General features: G+C 68.2%; 14 protein-coding genes. 6 read left to right on the plus strand and 8 right to left on the minus strand.

Annotation, left to right across the window (positions count from 1 at the left end):
- Positions 1-10: 10 nt before the first annotated feature.
- The 4 genes from tsaB to mrcB are packed head-to-tail and all read right to left on the minus strand — an operon-like array spanning position 11 to position 5,863.
- Positions 11-748: a tRNA (adenosine(37)-N6)-threonylcarbamoyltransferase complex dimerization subunit type 1 TsaB gene (gene tsaB / locus LU699_RS04345; RefSeq protein ID WP_232134364.1), complete on the minus strand. Its 738-nt coding sequence runs from the start codon at positions 746-748 to the stop codon at positions 11-13.
- Positions 745-2,829 carry a DNA repair helicase YoaA gene (yoaA, locus tag LU699_RS04350; RefSeq protein WP_232134363.1) on the minus strand — a complete coding sequence of 695 codons (2,085 nt, stop codon included), beginning with the start codon at positions 2,827-2,829 and terminating at the stop codon, positions 745-747. Before yoaA ends, tsaB begins: the two co-directional genes overlap by 4 nt.
- Before the next feature lie 20 nt (positions 2,830-2,849).
- Positions 2,850-3,383, minus strand: a complete 534-nt coding sequence (locus LU699_RS04355) for a tetratricopeptide repeat protein (RefSeq protein ID WP_232134362.1) — start codon at positions 3,381-3,383, stop codon at positions 2,850-2,852.
- On the minus strand, positions 3,383-5,863 hold the full coding sequence (mrcB, locus tag LU699_RS04360; protein WP_232134361.1) for a penicillin-binding protein 1B: 2,481 nt from the start codon (positions 5,861-5,863) through the stop codon (positions 3,383-3,385). Before mrcB ends, LU699_RS04355 begins: the two co-directional genes overlap by 1 nt.
- A gap of 344 nt (positions 5,864-6,207) precedes the next feature.
- Here mrcB and LU699_RS04365 point away from each other — a divergent pair, with 344 nt between their 5' ends.
- From LU699_RS04365 to LU699_RS04375, 3 genes are read left to right on the plus strand one after another with little or no spacing between them, the layout of a single operon-like run.
- Positions 6,208-7,245: a glycosyltransferase gene (locus tag LU699_RS04365; RefSeq protein WP_232147976.1), complete on the plus strand. Its 1,038-nt coding sequence runs from the start codon at positions 6,208-6,210 to the stop codon at positions 7,243-7,245.
- 2 nt (positions 7,246-7,247) lie between these two features.
- On the plus strand, positions 7,248-7,475 hold the full coding sequence (locus LU699_RS04370) for a hypothetical protein (protein ID WP_232580494.1): 228 nt from the start codon (positions 7,248-7,250) through the stop codon (positions 7,473-7,475).
- On the plus strand, positions 7,472-9,982 hold the full coding sequence (locus LU699_RS04375; protein ID WP_232134358.1) for a glycosyltransferase family 4 protein: 2,511 nt from the start codon (positions 7,472-7,474) through the stop codon (positions 9,980-9,982). The genes LU699_RS04370 and LU699_RS04375 overlap by 4 nt, the downstream gene beginning before the upstream one ends.
- Before the next feature lie 109 nt (positions 9,983-10,091).
- Here the strand turns inward: LU699_RS04375 and LU699_RS04380 are convergent, their stop codons facing one another.
- Positions 10,092-11,642 (minus strand): hypothetical protein, encoded by a 1,551-nt coding sequence (locus tag LU699_RS04380; RefSeq protein ID WP_232134357.1) that lies wholly within the window; start codon positions 11,640-11,642, stop codon positions 10,092-10,094.
- Positions 11,643-11,696: 54 nt separating this feature from the next.
- Entirely contained in the window at positions 11,697-13,859 is a 2,163-nt protein-coding gene (locus tag LU699_RS04385; RefSeq protein WP_232134356.1) for a RelA/SpoT family protein, read from the minus strand.
- Positions 13,860-13,920: 61 nt separating this feature from the next.
- Between LU699_RS04385 and LU699_RS04390 the strand changes: the two genes are divergently transcribed.
- Both LU699_RS04390 and LU699_RS04395 read left to right on the plus strand, forming a co-directional pair.
- On the plus strand, positions 13,921-14,439 hold the full coding sequence (locus LU699_RS04390; protein ID WP_232134355.1) for a hypothetical protein: 519 nt from the start codon (positions 13,921-13,923) through the stop codon (positions 14,437-14,439).
- Positions 14,440-14,473: 34 nt separating this feature from the next.
- Entirely contained in the window at positions 14,474-14,971 is a 498-nt protein-coding gene (locus LU699_RS04395) for a hypothetical protein (RefSeq protein ID WP_232134354.1), read from the plus strand.
- Here LU699_RS04395 and hrpA read toward each other — a convergent pair.
- A complete protein-coding gene (gene hrpA / locus LU699_RS04400; protein ID WP_232147973.1) occupies positions 14,964-18,944 on the minus strand; it encodes an ATP-dependent RNA helicase HrpA in 3,981 nt (1,326 codons plus the stop codon). The genes LU699_RS04395 and hrpA overlap by 8 nt on opposite strands.
- Positions 18,945-19,027: 83 nt before the next feature.
- Between hrpA and LU699_RS04405 the strand changes: the two genes are divergently transcribed.
- Positions 19,028-19,591, plus strand: coding sequence for a Dps family protein (locus LU699_RS04405; RefSeq protein WP_232134353.1), 564 nt, complete (start codon positions 19,028-19,030; stop codon positions 19,589-19,591).
- A gap of 69 nt (positions 19,592-19,660) precedes the next feature.
- Here the strand turns inward: LU699_RS04405 and LU699_RS04410 are convergent, their stop codons facing one another.
- Positions 19,661-21,034: a dicarboxylate/amino acid:cation symporter gene (locus LU699_RS04410; RefSeq protein WP_232580495.1), complete on the minus strand. Its 1,374-nt coding sequence runs from the start codon at positions 21,032-21,034 to the stop codon at positions 19,661-19,663.
- Positions 21,035-21,060 lie beyond the last annotated feature (26 nt).

Consider the following 21,060-nt stretch of genomic DNA (forward strand, 5'->3'; position numbering starts at 1 on the left):
GGGGCCGGTGTCAGACCGTGCCCGGCGTGCCGGGTTCCGCAGCGCGGCGGGAGGCGCGCAAGGCGATCTGTTCGACGAGGGTCAGCGCGACGTTGTCGCGCAGGTAGGCGGGTTCGACGCGCTCGGGCGCGACTGCTTCCCCGCGTGCGAATGCTGCAGCTGCAATGTGTGCGAGATCCGCCGCGCGCGGCAGCGCGGTCGCGTCGATCCGCGCGAAGCGCGCGCGCAGACGCGACTGCAATGCACCGTCGACCGCCGAGAAGCCGGTGCCGACACCCGACCATGCGGCGGCATCGCCCGGCAGTTCGACTGCATCGGGCGCGGACACGCGCGCAGGGCCGAGTGCGCGCAGGCCATCGGCTTCGTGGACGAAGGCCTGGCTGTAGACTTCGCCCATGCGCGCGTCGATCGCGGCCAGGACCTGCGTGCCTGGCGCAGCCTGGGCGCGCATCGCCAGCACCTCGAGCGTGGAGCGCGCGACGACCGGTCGATCGAGCGCCAGTGCGATGCCCTGCACCAGTGCGATCGCAAGACGCACGCCGGTGAACGCACCGGGGCCGCGGCCGACCGCCACCGCGTCGAGCTGGCTGCGCGCGATGCCGGCTTCCGCCAGCAGCGCCTCTGCCCACGGCAATGCGAGTTCAGCGTGCCGGCGCGGCGCGATTTCGAAACGCTCCAGCACACGGCCGTCGTCCCAGATGGCGACGGAGCAGGCCTCGGTGGCGGTTTCGAACGCGAGCAGTTTCATCGGGACAGGGATTCGGGAGTCGGGACGGAGAATTCGGACGGCGTGTCCACTGGCATTGTCGCAGGCACCGGCACTTCGCGGCTCGCGAAGAATGCCGCGACGGTCGACAGTTCCCGGGTGCGCGGCAGCGGCGGCAGCGAATCGAGGAACACACCACCGTAGCTGCGGCCGAGCAGGCGCGGATCGCACAGCACCAGCACGCCGCGATCGAATTCGGTGCGGATCAGGCGGCCCACGCCCTGCTTGAGCGCGATCACCGCCTGCGGCAACTGCTCGTCGCGGAACGGATTGCCGCCGGCGCGGCGGATCGCATCGAGCCGCGCCTCGAATACCGGATCGTCGGGCGCGGCGAACGGCAGTTTGTCGATGACCACGACGCTCAGCGCGTCGCCGGCGACGTCGACGCCTTCGCGGAAACTCGCTGCGCCCAGCAGCACGCCGTTGCCCGACTCGCGGAAGCGCTGCAGCAGCACGTGGCGCGGCGCCTCGCCCTGCACGAACAGCGGCCAGGGACAGTCGCGGCTGCCATCGCGCAGCAGCGCCGCGGTTTCGCGCAGGGCGCGATGCGACGCGAACAGCAGGAATGCGCGTCCGGCCGAGGCTTCGAGCACCGGCAGCACCGCATCGACAACGGCGCGCGTGTAGTCCTGGGCCGAAGGTTGCGGCAGTTTGGGCGGCAGGTAGCACAGCGCCTGATGCGGCCAGTCGAACGGGCTCGGCGTCAGCAGGGTCTGCGGCGCTTCGATGCCCAAGCGCTCTGCGATGTGATCGAAGTGACCGTCGACCGCCAGCGTCGCCGACGTGAAGATCCACGCCGCGCCCGAGGCTTCGCGATGCGTACGCAGCGGCGCCGAGACATCCAGTGGCGTGCGCTGCAGGCGGAAGCCGCGCGGGGTGAGCTCATACCACAGCACGCCGTCGTCGAGCGGCGGCGCCTCGGCGTTTTCGACGGGCGCTTCGTCGTCGAACATCGAATCCGCCGCCGCGCTGCCATCGTTCCAGCGCCGCAGCTTCGTGACGAAAGTCTGTGCACGGGCGTGGCAGCTGTCGAAACCGGGCGAGGCTTCGCGCAGCGGACCGAGCGCATCGCGCAGATGCAGCAGTGCGTCGTCGAGCGCGTGCAGCGCGTCCTCGACCGCAGGTTCGTACAGCGCGCGATAGCGGGTGCCACGTGGCGGCAGCCCGTCCATCGCGGTGCGCAGCGCGCGCGTCGCCTCTTCCAGCGCATGCGCCGGGGACTGCAGCACCGGCAACGCGCCGGGCACCTCTTTGCATTCGGCAATCGCGTCGCGCGCCAGCTCGACCAACGGCCGCGCGCTCATGCCCTCGCCGAAGAACTGCGCCGCGAGTTCGGGCAACTGGTGGGCCTCATCGACGATGAACACCTGCGCGCCCGGCAGGATCTCGCCGAAGCCTTCCTGCTTCAGCGCCAGATCGGCCAGCAGCAGATGGTGATTCACCACGACCACATCCGCGGCCTGCGCACGCTGGCGCGCCTGCACAAGAAAACACTCGCTCCAGAACGGGCAGTCGTTGCCGAGGCAGTTGTCGACGGTCGAGGTCACCAGCGGCAGCAGCGGCGTGTCTTCGGGCAGGCCGTCGAGTTCGGCCATGTCGCCCATGCGCGTGCGCCCGGCCCAGGCAACGATGCGCTGGAACTGGTGGATCTGTTCGCGCGAGGCCAGCCGCGGTTCGCCACGCGCCTGCTCCAGGCGATACAGACACAGATAGTTCGCGCGGCCCTTGAGCAGCGCGCTGCGCAGTCCACTGCCGAGCGCATCGCGCACGCGCGGCAGGTCGCGATGGAACAGCTGGTCCTGCAGCGCGCGCGTGCCAGTCGAGACGATCGTCTTCAGACCCGACAGCAGCGCCGGCACGAGGTACGCGAAGGTCTTGCCGGTACCGGTGCCGGCTTCGGCGAGCAGCGTGGCGCGCTGGTCGATCGCATCGGCGACCGCCATCGCCAGCGACTGCTGGGCGACGCGCGGCCGGAAAGCGGGAATCCGCTCCGCCAGCAGGCCGCCTTCGACGAGGGCCTCGCGGCTGCGGTCCGCGAGGCGGGCGTCACGCGCGTCGAGCACGGGCCCGGCCGGTGGCGCGATCAGTAGCGATTGGGTCCGGCGACACGACAGCCGTCGGCCTGGCCGCGCGCCTGGGTCGCGCCTTCGGCATCGCCGGTCGACAGCCGTACCTGTTCGAGCGTGACCCAGTGACGGCGGCACAACGGCCCCACCTGCGCGCCGAGCGCGTAGGCGCGTTCGGCCAGCTGCGTGGCCTTGGGCAGATCGTTCTGCAGGATCGCGAGTTCCGCGCGCTCCTGCAGCAGTGCGGGATCGCTGTCGACGATCGTCATCGCCTCATCGAGTGCGGCGACGGCGCCCGCCAGATCGCCCTGCGCTTCCAGCGTGACCGCACGTGCGCGCAGGTCCTCGACCATCGGATCGCGCAGCGGCTGCACGGCGAGTTCGCCGTCGCCATCGCCAGCGGAGGCGCGGATCGCTTGGACCATGGTCGCCGGCGGAATGGTCGACACCGGCGCGGCGTCGGCGGTGGTCGGCGACGGACTGGCGCAGGCGACGAGCACGAGCGCGGCGGACAGCGCGGACAGACGGAACGCGAGACGGAACGGATGCATCAGGGTGACTCCTCGACAGGCGGTGCGGGCGCAGGCGCCGGCGCGGGGGCCGGCGGCGCGGTGTCGGCCGGTGGCGCGGCCTCCTCATCACGGCCGAAGCCGAAGAACTCGCGCCAGCCGCGGCGCTCCTGCTGCACCGGTGCGCCGGTCGCATCGACGAGATTGCCATCCGCGTCGACGAAGGTCTGGTTCGGATCGTAGGTCGGGCACGGCTGGTACGGCGGCGCGTAACCGGCGACGAAGGCGAAGCGGCGCGCGTCGGGGCAGTCGGCGTCGGTGCTGTTGGACTGCGCGACCCACTGCCACTCGAGACCCGCGTCGCCGACTTCGAGCGGTGCACTCGGCAGGCGCGAGAAGATGCCAGACCACACGCGCATCGCGCCGGTCGCGCCGTAGAGACCGGTCTGCTCGTTCTGGTCGTTGCCGACCCACACCACGGCCAGGTGATCGCCGGTCCAGCCGGCGAACCAGCTGTCGCGGCCGTCGTTGCTGGTGCCGGTCTTGCCGGCGGCATTGAGCCGGCCGAGGCCGTCGCTGACCAGCTGGCGGCCTGTGCCCGAGGTCACCGCGTGCTGCAGCCCCAGCGTTACCAGGCGCGCAGCGATCGCGTCGCCTTCCTGCGCGGGGCGCGGAGCGTTGTCATAACGGTTGACGACGCGTCCCTGCTCGTCGATCACGCCGCGCACCGCGCGCAACGGCTGGATCTCGCCACCGGAGGCGAGGAACTGGTAGAGCTGCGCCATCGCATACGGGCTCTGGTCCATCGAACCAAGCGTCAGCGACGGATTGGGCGTGGCGCGCACGCCGGCGAGCACGTGCACCAGATCGGCCAGCGCACGCGCGCCGACGGCTTCGCCGATGCGCACCGTCGCCTGGTTGTACGAGCGCGCCAGCGCATCGATCATCCGCACCGTGCCGTGGCTGCGGCCGTCGGAATTGCCTGGCGACCAACGTTGTCCGTTCTCCAGCGTGATCGTCACCGGCGAATCGTCGACCCAGCTCGCCAGCGAATACTGCGCGGGATTACCGAACGCGAGCAGGTACACGAAGGGCTTGAGCAGCGAGCCGACCGGGCGATGCGCTTCGACCACGCGATTGAACCCGTGCTCGACCGGATCGCGACTGCCGACCGCAGCCACCACTTCGCCCGAATGCACGTCGGTCACGACGAGTCCGGCCTGCAGCGGCGGCCGCTTGCCCGTGCTCAGATCCTTGATCGTGCGCACCGTCGAGCCTTCCGCATACGCCTGCGCCGACGGCGCCATTGCGGTCATCACCGACAGGCCTGCGCCCTGCAGTTCGCCGGTCGGATAGTCGCGCGCCAGCTGGCGACGCACGAGATCGACATAGGCGGGAAAGCGGTTCGCGGCGATGCTGCCGGGGGTCTCGGTGACGCCGAGCGGCCGCTTGACGGCGCGGTCGTGCGCGGCCTGATCGATCAGGCCGGATTCGAGCATCTTGCCGAGCACGAAATCGCGGCGTTCCAGTGCGCGTTCCGGATTGCGGCGCGGGTCGTAATGCGAGGGGCCGCGGATGATGCCGACCAGCAGCGCGACCTGCTCGGTTTCCAGATCGTCGAGACGACGGCCGAACCAGAACTCCGCGCCCGCGGCGACGCCGTGGATCGCCTGCGCGCCGCGTTGGCCCAGATACACCTGGTTGAGATAGGCCTCGAGGATCGGGCCCTTGCCGTAACGCGCCTCGATCAGCATCGCGTACAGGATTTCGTTGAACTTGCGCGTATAGGTCTGCTCGCGGCCGATGCCGAGCAGGCCGCTGCGCGCGAGCTGCTGAGTCAGCGTGCTCGCGCCCTGCCGCGTCTCGCCGGCGCGCAGATTGATCATCGCCGCGCGGGCCATGCCGCTGAGGTCGATGCCGTGGTGATGCGCGAAATCCTTGTCCTCGACCGCCTGCAGCGTGTCGGTCAGCAACTGCGGCACTTCGTCGATGCGCACCAGCCGGCGCTCTTCCTGGCGCTGGCCATAGAGCGTGGCGATACGCGCCGGATCCATGCGCGCGACCTTGAGCGCGCGCTCGCCCTCGCCATCGCGCAGCCGCGACACGCGCCCACCTGACAGCGTGAGCTGCACACGGCCGGGCGCCACGGCGCCGTCGACATCGCGATAGCCGCGGCTGGAGATCGTCCAGCGCCCGCCCTCGCTCGCGTACGTGCCCGGCTTGACGCCGTCGCCTTCGCGATAGCCCGCAGCGTCGAGCTCGGTCTTGAGCGTCGCGGCGTTCATCGCCACGCCCGGCGTGATCTGCAGCGGACGCGCATAGACGCGCGTCGGCACCTGCCAGGTCAGCGCCCCGAACTTCTCGCTGACCTGGTGGTTCAAATACAGCGTGTAGGGAATCAAAAAACCGAGTCCGAGACCGACCAGTGCGAGCACCGCGGTCACCGCGCGCCGTCGCCAGGCGGGCGGCGCGTCGTCGTTCAGATCGTCGGTGTCGTCGTCTTCGTAATCGATCCGGGCCATGATCTGCGTGATGCGGTAGGAGGTGTGCCAACATATGCGTTGAACCTTCGCAGTCTAGTCGAACGCCCATGCCTGTTGGCCCTGCTCCACGGTCGGCCGTTCGCCTGTCGCCCATCGATTTGCTCACTGTTTATCTGCCATTCCAATGGCGGCGCCTGCATGCCCGCCTGCATCGTCTGTGCGTCGCGCTGGGCTCTCGTGGCGTATCCGCCCTGCGTCGCCCGGCCAATCCGTCGAGCGGCGCAACACCGGGCCCAGTGGCTCTGGAAAGCCAGGATCGCGCGGGCATCCTGTTGATTGACACTGCGCCGCCACGTCCTGACCGCGATTCTGGATCGCTGCGCATGTACACCCTGATGCAGCTGCTGGTGTCGCTCGGGTACGCGGTCACGCTGTATTGCGAAGATGAAGCGCCCTCAGCCGAAGATGTCGAACGGTTACGCGCCATCGATGTCCACGTCTTGTTTCCGGTCGATGGATATCCGCATTGGCTCCTCGACGCGACGACGCCGTACAGCGCGATCATCGTGTGCCGCTACCATCTCGCTTGGCATTGGATGCCATTGCTGCGCCACGCACTACCTCATGCGCTGCAGATCCTCGACACCGTGGATCTCCACCATCTACGCGAGCGTCGCGAAGCGTACTTACATCAGAGCGCGCTCCGGCGCACGATCGCTGCCCAGACCCGCCGTCATGAGATGCGCATGATTCGTCATGCGGATGCGACGTGGGTGGTGAGCACTGCCGAACGCGACTATCTCCACGATCTCGTCCCCGATGCACAGATCGATGTCGTGCCAAATCTGCACGATTACGTAGACTGCATCGCACCGTTCGATGGCCGTAGCGGCCTGCTGTTCGTAGGCGGGGGGCGCCACCCTCCTAACATTGACGCGATCACCTGGTTGCTGCGCGAAATATTTCCACGAATCCGCGCACAGCTGCCTGATGTTCACTTGCACGTCGTAGGCGACGGCATCGTCGAAGCAGCTGGCATCGTGCGCGAGCGCCATCCAGGCGTAATGTTCCACGGGCATGTCCCCGACCTTGCATCGCTTCTGGCCACGTGCCGGATCAGCATCGCACCCTTGCGCTTCGGCGCCGGCGTCAAAGGCAAAGTGACCCAGGCGCTGGTGCACGGGCTACCCGTGGTCACCACCCCCATCGGCGCAGAAGGGCTGCAACTGGAAAGCCGGACCCACGCCATGATTGAAGACGCAGCCTCCGCGCTGGCCTCTGCCGCCGTAGATCTCCACGAGAATCCGGCATTGTGGCAGCGGCTGTCGGACAACGGGCGCCTGATCATGCGTCAACGATTCTCGCTCGATCAGGTCCGCGCTACGCTGGCCGCACGCTTGCCGGCACCTACCAAGACTTGACGATGCTGTTGGCTCTTAAAAAATTCGTCATCCGACACCCGAGCATCAAGCGTTGGCTCGGTCGTGCGATCACGTCGATGCCCACGCTCGACCTATGGCTTCGCAACCGCATCACCGTCAGCCTCTACACGCCATCCGCGTTGCAGGTGGATGCCCGCCATCTGCCCGAGGAGGCTCGCCCCATCCAAGAGGCACTGATGGCGCGGTTGAACATCGACGACACGCCATGAAGTTGCTGATTGATCTGACCGGCGCGCAAACGCGCAGCCATCGCCGGGGCATTGGGCGCTATACACGCGAGTTGACCAAGGCTTTTCTTCGCCAATCGGACGGACTCGATATTCACCTCGCGCTGAGCGCGCCGCTCGAAGCAGCGACCGACGCGCTACTTACGGAATTGGGCGACACAGTTCCGGCCGAGCAACGACACTACCTGCGACTTCCGTACGGCACAGCGGAGGAGGCGCCGACCAACCGTTGGCGAAATGCGTCGGCGTCGCGTTTGTTCGCGCACGCAATCGATACGATCGCGCCTGACATCGTATTGCACAGCAGTCTTTTCGAGGGTTTCGATGAGGATGCTGTGCTCCCGGACTTCGACAAGACACGGGCACTGCACGCGGCGATCCTGTACGACGTGATTCCGTTGCAGGATCTGGACCAGCATTTGCCCGGCATCCTGGCCAGAACCTGGTATCGCAAGCGCGCGGACCAGCTTCTGCGTGCCGACATCGTGCTCTCGATTTCGCAGTGGAGCGCGCAGGATGCTTCCGAACGTCTCGGTCTGGATCAGCAGCGCGTGACCGTGATCGGGACAGGCGTAGACGCGCGCTTCTCGCCCTCGGCATTCGATTCTGTTCCGTGCGCGGCTGTTCTCTCAAGTCTCGGAATCGAACGCCCTTACGTGCTGTGCAGCGGTGGACTCGACAGGCGCAAGAATGTTCCCGCACTGTTGGAAGCCTTCGCGCGAATGCCCGAAGGACTCCGTGCACGCCATCAACTGGTCGTGACCGGAGACGATCGCGAGGCCCTGCGTGCGCTCAATGCCCAGGCCGACCGGCTGGGTATCGATGCCTCCCGCCGTGTTTTCGTCGGACATGTCGACGACGCGACGCTCATCGAGCTGTATCGGCAATGCGCCCTGTTCGTGTTCCCTTCGTTGCAGGAAGGCTTTGGCCTGCCCGCCCTCGAAGCCATGGCATGCGGGGCCCCGGTGATCTGCAGCGATGTCAGCAGCCTGCCCGAAGTCGTGGGCCACCCCGACCTGCTCGTCCCCCCCGGCGATGTCGCTGCCCTGTCGACCCGCATGGCAGCCGTCCTGGACAGCCCGGTACGCGCGCAGGCGATGCGCGCCCATGGCCTGCAACGGGCGACAAATTTCAGCTGGGATGCCGTCGCGACCCGCGCACGCGTCGGCCTGGAGGCCGCGATCAGACAGCGCGATGCCGCAGAGGGGCCTCGGGATGCAACCAGGACAGCCCCATTCCAGCGCGATACGGAAACAGCCTTGCTCGACGACCTGGCTGGGCTGCCTGGCCGGGCGACAGCGGACGACGTCGCTCAGGCGGCATTCTCGGTGTGCAGCATGCGTCCGCGCACCTCCACGCCGCAGTGGCTGGTAGATGTCAGCAGCATCGCCGCCAATGACATCGGCACCGGGACGCATCGAGTCACGCGCAGCATTCTGCGCGAATGGCTGCGCGCGCCACCCGAAGGTGTGCGCGTCGTGCCGGTGCGCTTCGCAGACGGGCACTACAGACACGCCGAGCACTTCGCCGGGACGTTGGCGAAGGCTGAAACGGTCCACCGCGACGGCATCGTGATGCCTCATCCCGGTGACGTCTTCGTCGGTCTGGACTGGGCACCGGAGGCAACGATCGCGGCCGCGTCGCGATTGGCAGACTGGCGTCGAGGTGGTGTGGCCACGTGCTTCGTTGCCCACGACATCCTGCCCATCAGCCACCCCGAGTACTTCCATCCACATGCTCGACAAGTGTTCGACAGCTGGCTGCGACAGGTCGCCTACCTGTCTGACTGCATCGCCTGCGTATCCAGAACAACGGCAGAGGCCATCTCGGGTTGGCTTCCGGAAGATGCTCGGTATCAGTTCGGCCGCTCGCCCCACGTCGGGTCTTTCGCGCTGGGTGCCGACTTTTCACCTGGGGTCGCGGAACTAGGTTCGATCAGACCAGCGGTGCGAGAAGCATTGCAACGCGGCGCTACCCTGCTTTCGGTGGGGACGATCGAGCCGCGCAAGGGTCATGCAGACGCGCTGCGCATCTGCCAGGCGTTGTGGGACCGGGGCGAGGCCGCCAACCTTGTGATTGTTGGTCGGCGCGGCTGGTCCGAGGATGCATTGGAGCGGCAACTGCGGCAGCATCCGTTGAATGGCACCGCATTGTTCTGGCTCGAGGATGCAAACGATGTCGAGCTTGCTGCCCTGTACGTTCACGCCACTGCGCTGCTTGCGCTATCCAAGGCGGAGGGCTTCGGGTTGCCGCTCGTGGAAGCAGCCAGCATAGGACTGCCGATCCTGGCTCGCCCGCTGCCGGTATTTCGCGAAGTTCTGGGGACATACCCCCACTTTCTCGACGCAGATGCGCCCTGCAGTTGGGCAGCTGCAGTCGAGAACTGGCTGCACGCGCCGACTTCGCACCCGGCAAAATCGATGATGTCATGGCACGAGAGCGCGCAGTTGCTTGCGGAGCTCATTGCCGTAAACCTCCGAGATCACTGATCTCGGAACTGTCCTATCCGTCGAGAAGGCGCGCCATGGTTACCGGGCAGAGAGATGAGGGCACGATCTGCCCATCTTCTGCAAACCCCTGAAACCAGCGCTTTCCAAGTCAATCCGGCTTCATCGAAGCGGTCCTGAGCCGCCGCGCGAATTCCGAATGGCCCGGCACGCCGGCGTCGACATCGCGCGCCGATGCCAGCGCAGCCTCCGCGCCGACCAGATTGCCCGCGCCGAGACGCTCATCGCCGATCGCGAGCCAGCGCTGCGCCAGCCGCCGGCGTGCTTCGCGCACGGCGTTGCCTTCGTCGCCGAGCACTTCGCGGGCATCGAGGCAGGCGCGCGCGCGCGCCAGGCTGTTTGCGCGTAAGCCTGCATCGAAACATTGCCGGGCCGACGGCAGCAGGCGCGACGAGGCGCGTGCGACCGCCGCATCGTCGGGCGCCACCAGGCGCGCGGCGCGGATCTTGTCGTAGGCACTGTCGCCGGGCGGCGTCAGCAGATCACCGCGCGCTTCGGCGGCAGCGGCCTGCCGCAGCAGAGTGTCCACACGCTGGCGGCGTTGGGCGGGCGGCAGTTGCGGCCCGAGGCGCGCGTGGCGTGCGCGCGAGCGCTCGACGTGTTCGCCGGCCGTGCGCACGGCATCGCTGTCGGCCGCCAGCGCACGCGCTTCGCGCAGCTGCGCGTCGGCATCGGCGAAATTGAAGTCGCGCGCGAAGCGTTCCGCGCGAGCTGCGTAGGCAGCGCCGGCATCGTGCAGGCCACGTTGCGCGCGTGCGTCAGCTGGATCGAACGCGAGCAGCGTGCGCCACTCGGCGACCGCGCGTTCGACATGGCCGGCCTCCAGACTGCGCGCGGCGCGGCGGCGCAGCGCATCGAGTTCTTCGGTCAGTCGCGCGTCGGTGTCGGGCAGATCGACGTGGCCGGCATCGTATTCGCGCACGCGTGCGATCAAGTCGGCCGCTTCGCGCAGACCGCCTTCGCGCAGACGACGCCGCGCGTCCTCCAGCAGCGAGGCCAGTGCATCTTCGCGACCGCGCAGGGCGTCGGCATTGTCGGGCTGTAGTGCCAGCACGCGTCGATACAACGGCAACGCGCTGTGCTCGCCCGCGTCAAGCATGCCGGCCGCCTGCGCAGCCTGCGCCTCGGCGACCAGGCGATCGAGCCCGGCACCCGACGCTTCCCGTTGACGCAGCGCGGCCGTCACCGCATCGACATGCTCGCGAGGCGCCGAGAGTTCATTGGCGAGTCGCAGCGCGATATGCGCCTCGTCGAAGCGACCTGCCTCGACCGCGGTCGCCGCCTGCACCACCGCCGCGCGCGCGACCTCGGCCAGCCCGGCGCGGGGACGGACATCGTCGGGATCCAGTGCGAGCGCTGCTTCGTAGAGCTGTCGGGCGCCGTCGCCATCGGGCGTACTCAGGCGTCCCGCCGCGGTCGCGACTGCTGCCTCGTCGAGCAAGGCCTGCGCGCGGGTTTCCGGCCAGAGCCGGTCGACCAGAAACAGGCGCACCAGCACCACCAGCACCACCACGACCGCGAGCACACCGGCCGCGATCCACCAGCCGCGCCGACGCTGCAGTGCATCGGCCGCGGTGGATCGCGCTCGCGACGACGCGCGCGCCAAGCGCTCACGCGGTGGCGGTGCGGAATGGTCAGGCATGTCGGATTCGCGTCGCACGCGGCGCAGTATGAAAGCCGCCAATGAACGGACGCGTCACCGGCGCGCAGCGTCCACGCCGGGCATGCCGTCGAGCTTGCCGAGCAGACGGGCGAGTTGGCCGTAGTCCGCGACCCGCACGCGCAGTTGCAGGCGCACGCGCGACAACCCGAGGGACTCGCTCTGGATCGACAGCACGTGCACGTCCTCCTGCGCGATCGCATTGCTCAGATCCTTGAGCAGATGCCGGCGGTCGACGGCCTCGACGACGATGTCAGATGCATGGCCGCCACTCGCACGCCCCCACTCCACCGGCAGTACGCGCTGCGGCTCGTGCGCCGACAACCGCAGGAACGACGGGCAATCACGGCGGTGCACGGTCACGCCGCGCGCGCGGGTCAGATAGCCAGCGATCGGCTCGCCCGGCACCGGCCGGCAACAGCGCGCGACCTGCACCAGCAGATTATCGACGCCGACCACATGGAACTCGGAATCGGCGGTCTTGGGCAGGCGGCGCGGTTGCCGCAGCGGCAAGGTCGGTGCGGCCGCTTCGGTCGGCGCCTCGCGTTCGCGCTCCAGTTCAAGCAGCGCACGCCCGACCTGGTTCGGGCCGACATCGCCGAGCGCGACCAGCACGTGCAGATCGTCGACGGTGGCGACATTGAAGCGCGACAGCACCGGCACGAGATCCGCCTGCAGCAGGCCGAGGCGTCGCAGATCTTTGTCCAGCAGCTCGCGACCGGCTTGCAGATTGCGCGCACGGTCGAGCTTGTGGAACCAGTTGCGGACTTTCTCGCGCGAGCGCGCACTGGCCAGGAAGCCGTTGGACACCACCAGCCAGTCGCGACGCGGCGACGGCGTCTTCGCGGTCAGGATTTCGACCCGCTCGCCGCTGTGCAGCACATAGTCCAGCGGCACGATACGGCCGTCGACCTTCGCGCCGCGACAGCGGTGCCCGACCATCGTGTGCACGTGATAGGCGAAATCCAGCGGCGTCGCGCCCTGCGGCAGGTCGACGATTTCGCCCTTGGGCGTCAGCACGAAGACGCGGTCCTCGACCAGTTCGGTACCGAGAGCGCCTGCGAGCGACGGATCGCCCTCGCCCGCCGGTTCCGTGTGCGCATCGAGCAGGCGTCGCATCCATTCGATCCGACGCTCCAGCGCGGCATCGCCGGCCGATGACGAGCGCTGCGAACCGCCGCTCTCCTTGTAGCGCCAGTGCGCGGCGACGCCCAGTTCGGACGCCTCGTGCATCTCGCGGGTGCGGATCTGCACTTCCAGCGTCTTGCCGTCCGGTCCGACCACGGCGGTATGCAGCGAGCGGTAGTCGTTGTGCTTGGGCCGGGCGATGTAATCGTCGAACTCGCTGGGGATCGGCGTCCACAGCGCATGCACCACGCCGAGCGCGGCATAGCAGGCGGGAATGTCGTCGACCAGCACACGCACCGCGCGCAGATCGTAGAGCTCGCCGATCGGCACCTGCTTGCGCTGCATCTTCTTCCAGATGCTGAAGATGTGCTTGGGCCGGCCTGCCACCTCGCCACGCACGCCCTGCGCGGCCAGCGCCTCGCCGAGCTGCACGCGAACCGCTTCGATGTGGCGCTCGCGACCGGTGCGCTTGTCGTCGAGCAGGCCGGCGATACGGCGATAGGTGTCAGGCTCGAGATAGCGGAACGCGAGATCCTCGAGTTCCCACTTCAGCTGCCAGATGCCGAGCCGGTTCGCCAGCGGCGCATGGATGTCGCGGGTCAGGGACGCCAGCGCACGGCGCGCGTCATCATCCTCGCTGCGTGCGGCCGCGCGCATCAGGGCCAGTTGCCGCGCCAGCAGCACCAGCACCAGACGCAGGTCGCGGATCAGCGCCAGCAGCAGACGCCGCAGGCCTTCGGGATTGCCTTCGCTCGCGTGCTCGGCATGCAGCGACCAGACCTGGTGCGCGGCGGCCAGACCTTCGATCAGCGGGACGATCGCCGGCAGTCGCGCCACCAGCAGAGGCCGCCACGCGGGCACCGCATCGGCGAGCGCGGTCGCGACGACTTCGACGTCGGCGCCGAGCAGACCCAGCGAACCGACGGTATCCAGCAGCACGGCCGCATCGCCCGCCACGATCTCCATATCGTCCGGCAGCGACGCCAGCAAAGCGCGCAGCGATGGGCCGGACGCGGCCATCGTCGGCAGCGCCAGCAGGCGGTCGCGCAGGTTGTCCGGAGGCTCGGGCATCGGCCGCTCGATGCGGGCAGGACGGTCTACACTAGCGGCGCCCCGACCAGAGGAACAGAGCATGCGTGCAGTCCACAGTGTCTTGATCGCGGCGGCGCTTGCCGCAGCCGTGCCCGCATTCGCGCAGCAGACGCGGATCGAGGATCGCCTGACGGATGCCGAGTTCCGTGCGGCGGGTCTGGAGAAGCTCAGCGACGCCGAGCTCGCACGCCTCAACGAACTGCTGGCGCGTGGCACGTCGCAGGCCGCGCCTGTTGCCTCCCCGGATGTCGAAGCGCGCATCGCACAGGCCCGCGAAGAAGGTCGCCGTGAAGCGGCCGTGGCGTCGGACCAAGGCGTGCGCCCGGCCGAGTCACGCGAGCCGGTCGAGAGCACCATCCCCGGCGCGTTTGCGGGCTTCGCGCGCGGTCGCGAGTACACGCTGGCGAACGGCCAGGTCTGGAAGCAGACCGACAACGCGTCGATCGCCGGTGCGCGTGGCCAGAACATCGGCGTCCGGGTTCGTCCTGGCCTGCTGAGTGCCTGGTGGTTGCAGGTCGATGGTTACAACGCCCAGGCCAAGGTCGAGCGGGTTCGCTGAGCAACCAACCGACGCTTCTTTTAGGATCCATACGATGCGCGCAACTTCCTTTCTGATCCTCGCCCTGTCGCTTGCAGGCGCCAGCGCCGCCTGGGCGCAGACTTCCACGCTGGAAACGCGTATGGGGAACACGCAATTCCGCACGTCGGGCCTGCACAAGCTCGATCCGGCCGAACTGCGCGCACTCGAGCAATGGATGGCCACCCAGACGACGGCCGCGCAGGCACCTGCCGAAGCACAGCTTGCGGAAGCGCGTGCCGAAGGACGCCGCGAAGCGGCACAGCTGCGTACGCCACCGGAATCGGCACCCGAGCCGGTGAGCAGCACACTGACCGGCCGATTCGAAGGTTTCAGGCGCGGGCGCGAGTACACGCTCGCCAACGGCCAGGTCTGGAAGCAGGTCGGCGAGACATCGATGGAAGGCGTGCGTGCCGAAGGGCCGGCCGTCCAGATCGAGCCTGCCCGTATGGGCGGCTGGTGGATGCGCGTCGCCGGTTACAACCTGCGCGTCCGCGTCGAACGCATCAATTAAGCGCCGCCACCCGCGTCGCCAGTTTCTTCGGCGACACGCCGCCCTTCGCGCCCAGTTCCTGGGCGAACAGTGACACCCGCAACTCCTCGATATCCCAGCGCAGCGCCTGCCAGTCGGGCGCGTCGCTGCGGCCGCGCGCGGCGGCTTCGGCAAGCGCGTCGACGAAGGGTTTGACGTCGAGCATGCGCTGCTGGTCGCGTTGCGGATCGCGTTGCGCCCGTTCGGCGCGCAATGACAACGCATGCAGCCAGCGCGCGTATTCCGACAGCGCCGTCGCCGGCACCGTGCGCAGGAATCCCGGCGGCACCAGCGCGTGCAGCTGGGCCTGCATGTCGTCGAGGTTCGCACGCGCCCAGCCCATCAGCTTCGATTCGAGCTTCGCGCGGACTTCGGCAACGCGATCGAGAATCGCCTCCGCCTGTCGCAGGCGCGCCATCGCTTCACCGAACAGCGCCTTGCCGACCGCGTCGCGATGCGCGGCGAAGGCATCGGCATCGCGGATCGTGTCGAGCCCCTCGGCGAGCAGCGCGGCGAGCGCGCCGTCGACGAGATCCTCGCGCAAGCGGTCACCGGGCTTGCCGTCGCGCGGCGCCGCGGATTCGATCGCGGCATAGAGCAACGCCGTCTTCGGCGCGACCGGCAGTTGCTTGCGCGCATGCCGCACGCGATCCGCCAGTGCGATCGTCAGCAGGCGCCGCACGCCCTGCGGATGCAGGCGCCGCGCATGCGTCGCGTCAGCGTGGACCGCAAGTGACGCGCTGTCACCGTCGTCCTGCAATGCGGGATACGCCGGCAGGCCGCCGGCGCCAGGAATCGACACTGGGACCGGTGTCTCCGGAAACGTCGTCAGCCCGCCTTGCTGCAGGCCATCGGCGGCGTGCGCGGCGAAGGCCCGTGCCGCGCGCTCGCCGAAGCGGTGCCGCAGGTCGTCGAGATCGCGCGATTCGGCGAGCACCGTGGTGCCTTTGCGGTCGCGGCCCGTGTCGACCAGACGCAGGTTCGCGCGCAGGTGTGGCTCCAGGGCCACCTCGTCGAAATCCGATGCGGCGATGTCGACGCCGGCGAGCTTCTTGAGGAACCGCGCCATGGTGCCGGTGAACGCATCGGCATCGCCGTCTCGCCAGGCCTGCGCGAATGCACGCGCGAAATCCGGTGCCGGCACGAAATTGCGGCGTAGTACCTTCGGCAGGCTTCGGATCAAGGCCGCGGCCTTGTCCTCGACGAAGCCGGGCGCCAGCCACGACAACCGCACCGGATCGATCGCGTTGAGCAGATGCAGCGGCACCGAAACGGTCATGCCGTCATCGACCGCGCCCGGCTCGAAGCGGTACGACACGGCGAGCCGCGCCTCACCAAGCGCGATGAAGGCCGGGAACAGATCGGCATCCACGCCATCGGCGACCAGCAGATCGTCGCGGCTCCAGGCCAATGCCTGCTTCGCCGCCTCGGGCGCCTTGCGCCACCACGCATCCAGCGCCTGCGCCGACAGCACATCGGCGGGCAGGCGCTGCGCGTACCACTGCGCCATCCAGTCTTCGTCGACGACGAGTCCCGAGCGGCGCTGCTTGGCTTCCTCTTCGCGCGCGCGTTCGAGCGTGCGCAGGTTGCGCTCGACGAACGTCGCGCGTGTGTTGATCTCGCCGGTGACCAGTCCGTCGCGCAGGAACAGCGCGCGCGATTCGTCCGGATACAACCGCCCGTAATCGACCGGCTTCTTCGGTGCGAGCACCAGACCGAACAGGCTGATCTGTTCGCTGCCGACCACGCGCCCTTGCGAACGCGACCAGCGCGGATCGTGGTGGCGCCGCGCCAGCAGATGATCGAGTTCACTGATGACCCAGTCCGGCTCGATCGCCGCGTTGGTCAGCGACCAGACCTTCTCGGTGTCCAGCAAGGTCGCCGACAGCACCCACGGCGGCGGCTTCTTCGACAGCGGCGAACCGGGAAACAGCTGGAAGCGTCGGCCGCGCGGGCCTTCGTACTGGCCGGACACGCGCCCGCCGCCACCGGGATCGGCGCGATGGCCGACCTGGGTCGGCAGGCCTGCGATCAGCGCGCGATGCAGCGCGATGAATGCCGCTGCTTCCGCCTTAGCCGCCATGCGCGGATCCGCATCTACGACTGCGCCGGCACGCGCCTCGATCGACCAGCCGAGCTCCTCGCATTGCAGCCGCAGCTGGCGATGCAGCTCGCGCCACTCGCGCATGCGCAGGAAGCCGAGGAAGTTGCGGTCGCACCATTTGCGCAGCTGCGACTGGGTGAGATCGGCATGCGCCTCCCGGTAGCCGTCCCACAGTTTCACGATGCCGACGAATTCGGACCTCGGATCGGCGAACTGCGCGTGCGCCGCATCGGCTGCGCCGCGCTGGTCGGACGGCCGCTCGCGCGGATCCTGGATGCCGAGGAACGAGGTGATCGCGAGCATCGCATCGAGACAGCCATGCGCACGCGCGGCGACGAGCATGCGCGCGAGCTTGGCGTCGACCGGCAGCTTCGCCATCGTACGGCCGGTCGCGGTGAGCGTGCGCGCACCATCGATCGCGCCCAGTTCGGCCAGCTGCTGCCAGCCGTCGGCGACCGCGCGCGGATCCGGCGGTTCGACGAACGGGAAGGATTCGATATCGCCCAGGCCCAAGGAGAGCATCCGCAGGATCACGCCCGACAGCGATGCGCGCCGGATTTCGGGATCGGTATACGCGGGGCGCGATGCGAAATCGGCTTCCGAGAACACGCGGAAACACGTGCCCGGCGCGATGCGACCGCAACGGCCCTTGCGCTGGTCGGCGCTGGCCTGGCTGACCGGCTCGATGTGCAGACGGTCGAGCTTCTGCCGTGGGCTGTAGCGCTTGACGCGGGCAAGACCCGGATCGACCACGTAATGGATGCGCGGCACCGTCAGCGAGGTCTCGGCCACATTTGTTGCCAGCACGATGCGCCGCTGCGGCCCGGGATTGAACACGCGATCCTGGTCCTTGGCCGACAGCCGCGCATACAGCGGCAGCACTTCGGTGTGGCGGTACTTGCGGCGCTCGAGCGCCTGATGCGCATCGCGGATTTCGCGCTCACCGGGCAGGAAGATCAGCGTGTCGCCGGTCCCGCGGATCTGCATGATTTCGTCGCACACCGACACGATGCCGTCGAGCACGCTGCGTTCGCCGGCGTCATCGCCCTCGCCTTCCAGCGGCCGGTAGCGCACGTCGACCGGAAAGCCGCGGCCTTCGACATCGACCACGGGCGCGCCGTCGAAGTGTTCGGCGAAGCGCGCGGTGTCGATCGTCGCCGAGGTCACGATCAGCTTGAGATCCGGGCGCCGGCCCAGCAGCTGCTTCAGATAGCCCAGCAGGAAATCGATGTTGAGGCTGCGCTCGTGCGCCTCGTCGATGATGATCGTGTCGTAGGCCGACAGCCAACGATCGGAGCCGATCTCCGCGAGCAGGATGCCGTCGGTCATGAACTTGATCGCGGTCGCATCGCTGACGTTGTCGTTGAAGCGGACCTGGTAGCCGACCAGGCCGCCGCTCGGCACCTGCAGTTCTTCGGCCACCCGCTTCGCCACCGTGCGCGCGGCGATGCGGCGCGGTTGGGTGCAGCCGATCAGGCCAGCGGCGCCGCGGCCGGCGGCCAGGCACAGCTTGGGCAACTGCGTGGTCTTGCCCGAACCGGTCTCGCCGGCGACGACGACGACCTGGTGCGCACGGATCAGCGCGACGATCTCCTCGGCCTTGCCGGCGATCGGCAACACCGGATCGACTTCGGCACGCGGCAGTTGCGCGGCGCGCGTCTCGCGCTGCCGGATGGAGGCCTGCAAGCGCGTCTCGAACGCCTCGCGCGCCGACGCATCGCCAGGTGCGCGCCGCCAGCGACCGAGCAGCCCGAGCAGCCGACCACGGTCGCGCGTCGACGCGGTTTCGATCGCGGTTTGCGCGTCTTTCAACGCGCCGTTCACCGCCTTGTCGCTGGAATGCTGCGTCACGCTCGAACCCGCCCTCAAGTCACAAATCCACAACGGATGCGCCCATATTGTGGGCGCAATCCCCTCATCACCGGAGTCCTGTCATGGCCAAGACCAAGCCGAGCAAGTCCAAATCCTCCAAGACACCGGTTGCGCCGGCCGTTGCATCGCCGGACGCACAGTCGAAGGCGCCGGCCATCGATATCGGGATCAGCGACGCCGATCGCAAGGCGGTCGCCCAGCATCTGTCGGTGTTCCTCGCCGATGCCTACACGCTGTATCTCAAGACCCACAACTTCCACTGGAACGTCACCGGGCCGATGTTCAACGCTCTGCACGTGATGTTCGAGGGCCAGTACACCGAACAATGGAATGCGCTGGACGAGATCGCCGAGCGCATCCGCGCGCTGGGCTACAACGCGCCGGGTTCGTATGGCGAGTTCATCCAGCTGTCGTCGATCAAGGAAGAGCCGGGCCTGGAGAAGGCGCCGGACTGGCGCGAGATGGTGCGCCAGCTGGTCGTCGGCAACGAGGCCGTGTGCCGCAGCGCGCGCAAGGCGCTGGATGTGGCCGACGACGCCGACGACGATCCGACCGAGGATCTGCTGATCCAGCGTCTGCAGACCCACGAGAAGAACGCCTGGATGCTGCGCTCGCTGTTGCAGTAAATCTCGCGTTCCGCTTCACGTAAACGCCCGGCATCGCCGGGCGTTTTCATGTCCGCGAGCAGCCGGTCGTCAGGCCGTCTTCAACGGCTCGGGCGCGTCGTCCTCGCCACGCGAGACCAGCGCCGCGATGCCGAGATCGCCGGTCACGTTGACCGTGGTCCGGCACATGTCGAGGAAGTGGTTGACGCCCAGCACCAGGCCGATGCCCTCGGCCGGCACGCCGACCATCGTGCAGATCAGCGCCACCACCGGCAGCGAACCCGAGGGCACACCGGCCGTGCCGATGCCGCCGAGGATGCAGACCAGCATCACCAGCACCTGCTGCCAGATCGACAGGTCCACGCCGAAGAACTGGGCCAGGAAGATCACCGTGACGCCCTCGAACAGCGCGGTGCCGTTCTGGTTGGCGGTCGCGCCGACGGTCAGCACGAAGCGCGACACCTTGCGCGGCAGCTTGAGGTTCTCGTCGGCGATGCGCAGCGCGGTCGGCAGCGTAGCGTTGCTCGACGCGGTAGAGAACGCCATCAGCATCGCTTCCTGCACGCCGCGGAAGAACGCCAGCGGCGACCAGCCACCGACGAACTTCAGCGCCAGCGAATACGTCACCAGCATGTGCAGCGCCAGCGCGCCGACTACGACCAGCACATAGGCGCCCAGACGCAACAGCAGATCCCAGCCGAACAGCACGGCCAGATTGAACATGAAGCAGAACACCGCTATCGGCGCGAGGCGGATCACCAGGCCGATCAGCGTCATCGACACTTCGAACAGACCTTCGATGCCGCGCTTGAGCGTCGCGGTAGCCTCGGACTTCGTCAGCACCAGGCCGATGCCGAACATCAGCGCGAAGAACATCAGCGACAGGATGTTGGCGTTGTCCGATGCGGCGCCCACCACGTTCTGCGGCACGATCGACATCAGCATGTCCATGCCGGTCGCGCCTTCCTTGCTGTCGCGCACAATCGCCGCGATGCGCTGCGCGCCTTCGGCCAGCAGCTGCTGCGCGAGCGCGGGATCCACACCGTCGCCGGGGCGGAACAGGTTCACCATCACCAGTCCCACCACCACCGCGATACCCGACAGCACGACGGTCCACGCGAGCGTGCGCCAGCCGATCCGGCCGAGCGCCGCGACATCGCCCATTTCCGACACGCCGATCACCAGCGCCGAGAACAGCAGCGGCACGATCAGCATGAAGATCAGGCTGAGAAACAGCGTGCCGAGCGGCTCGGTGACCCAGCCGACGAAGCTCTCGATCAACGGTCGGCACTGCCACGACGGCTCCGCGCCGGTGCAGGCGGCCGATGCGGGATCGGCCAGCGTCCAGGAGGTCAGGCCGGTGTAGTGCGCGATCAGGCCGAGGACGAGACCGGCCGCGAAGCCGATCGCGATCTTCCAGTGGAGCGGCATGCGGGAACGTACGGGAGCGTTGGAATCGGCCATGGCGTGGAGACCGCGGGAAAGCGCGG

The sequence above is a fragment of the Luteimonas fraxinea genome (genome assembly GCF_021233355.1).
Classification (GTDB): Bacteria; Pseudomonadota; Gammaproteobacteria; order Xanthomonadales; family Xanthomonadaceae; genus Luteimonas; species Luteimonas fraxinea.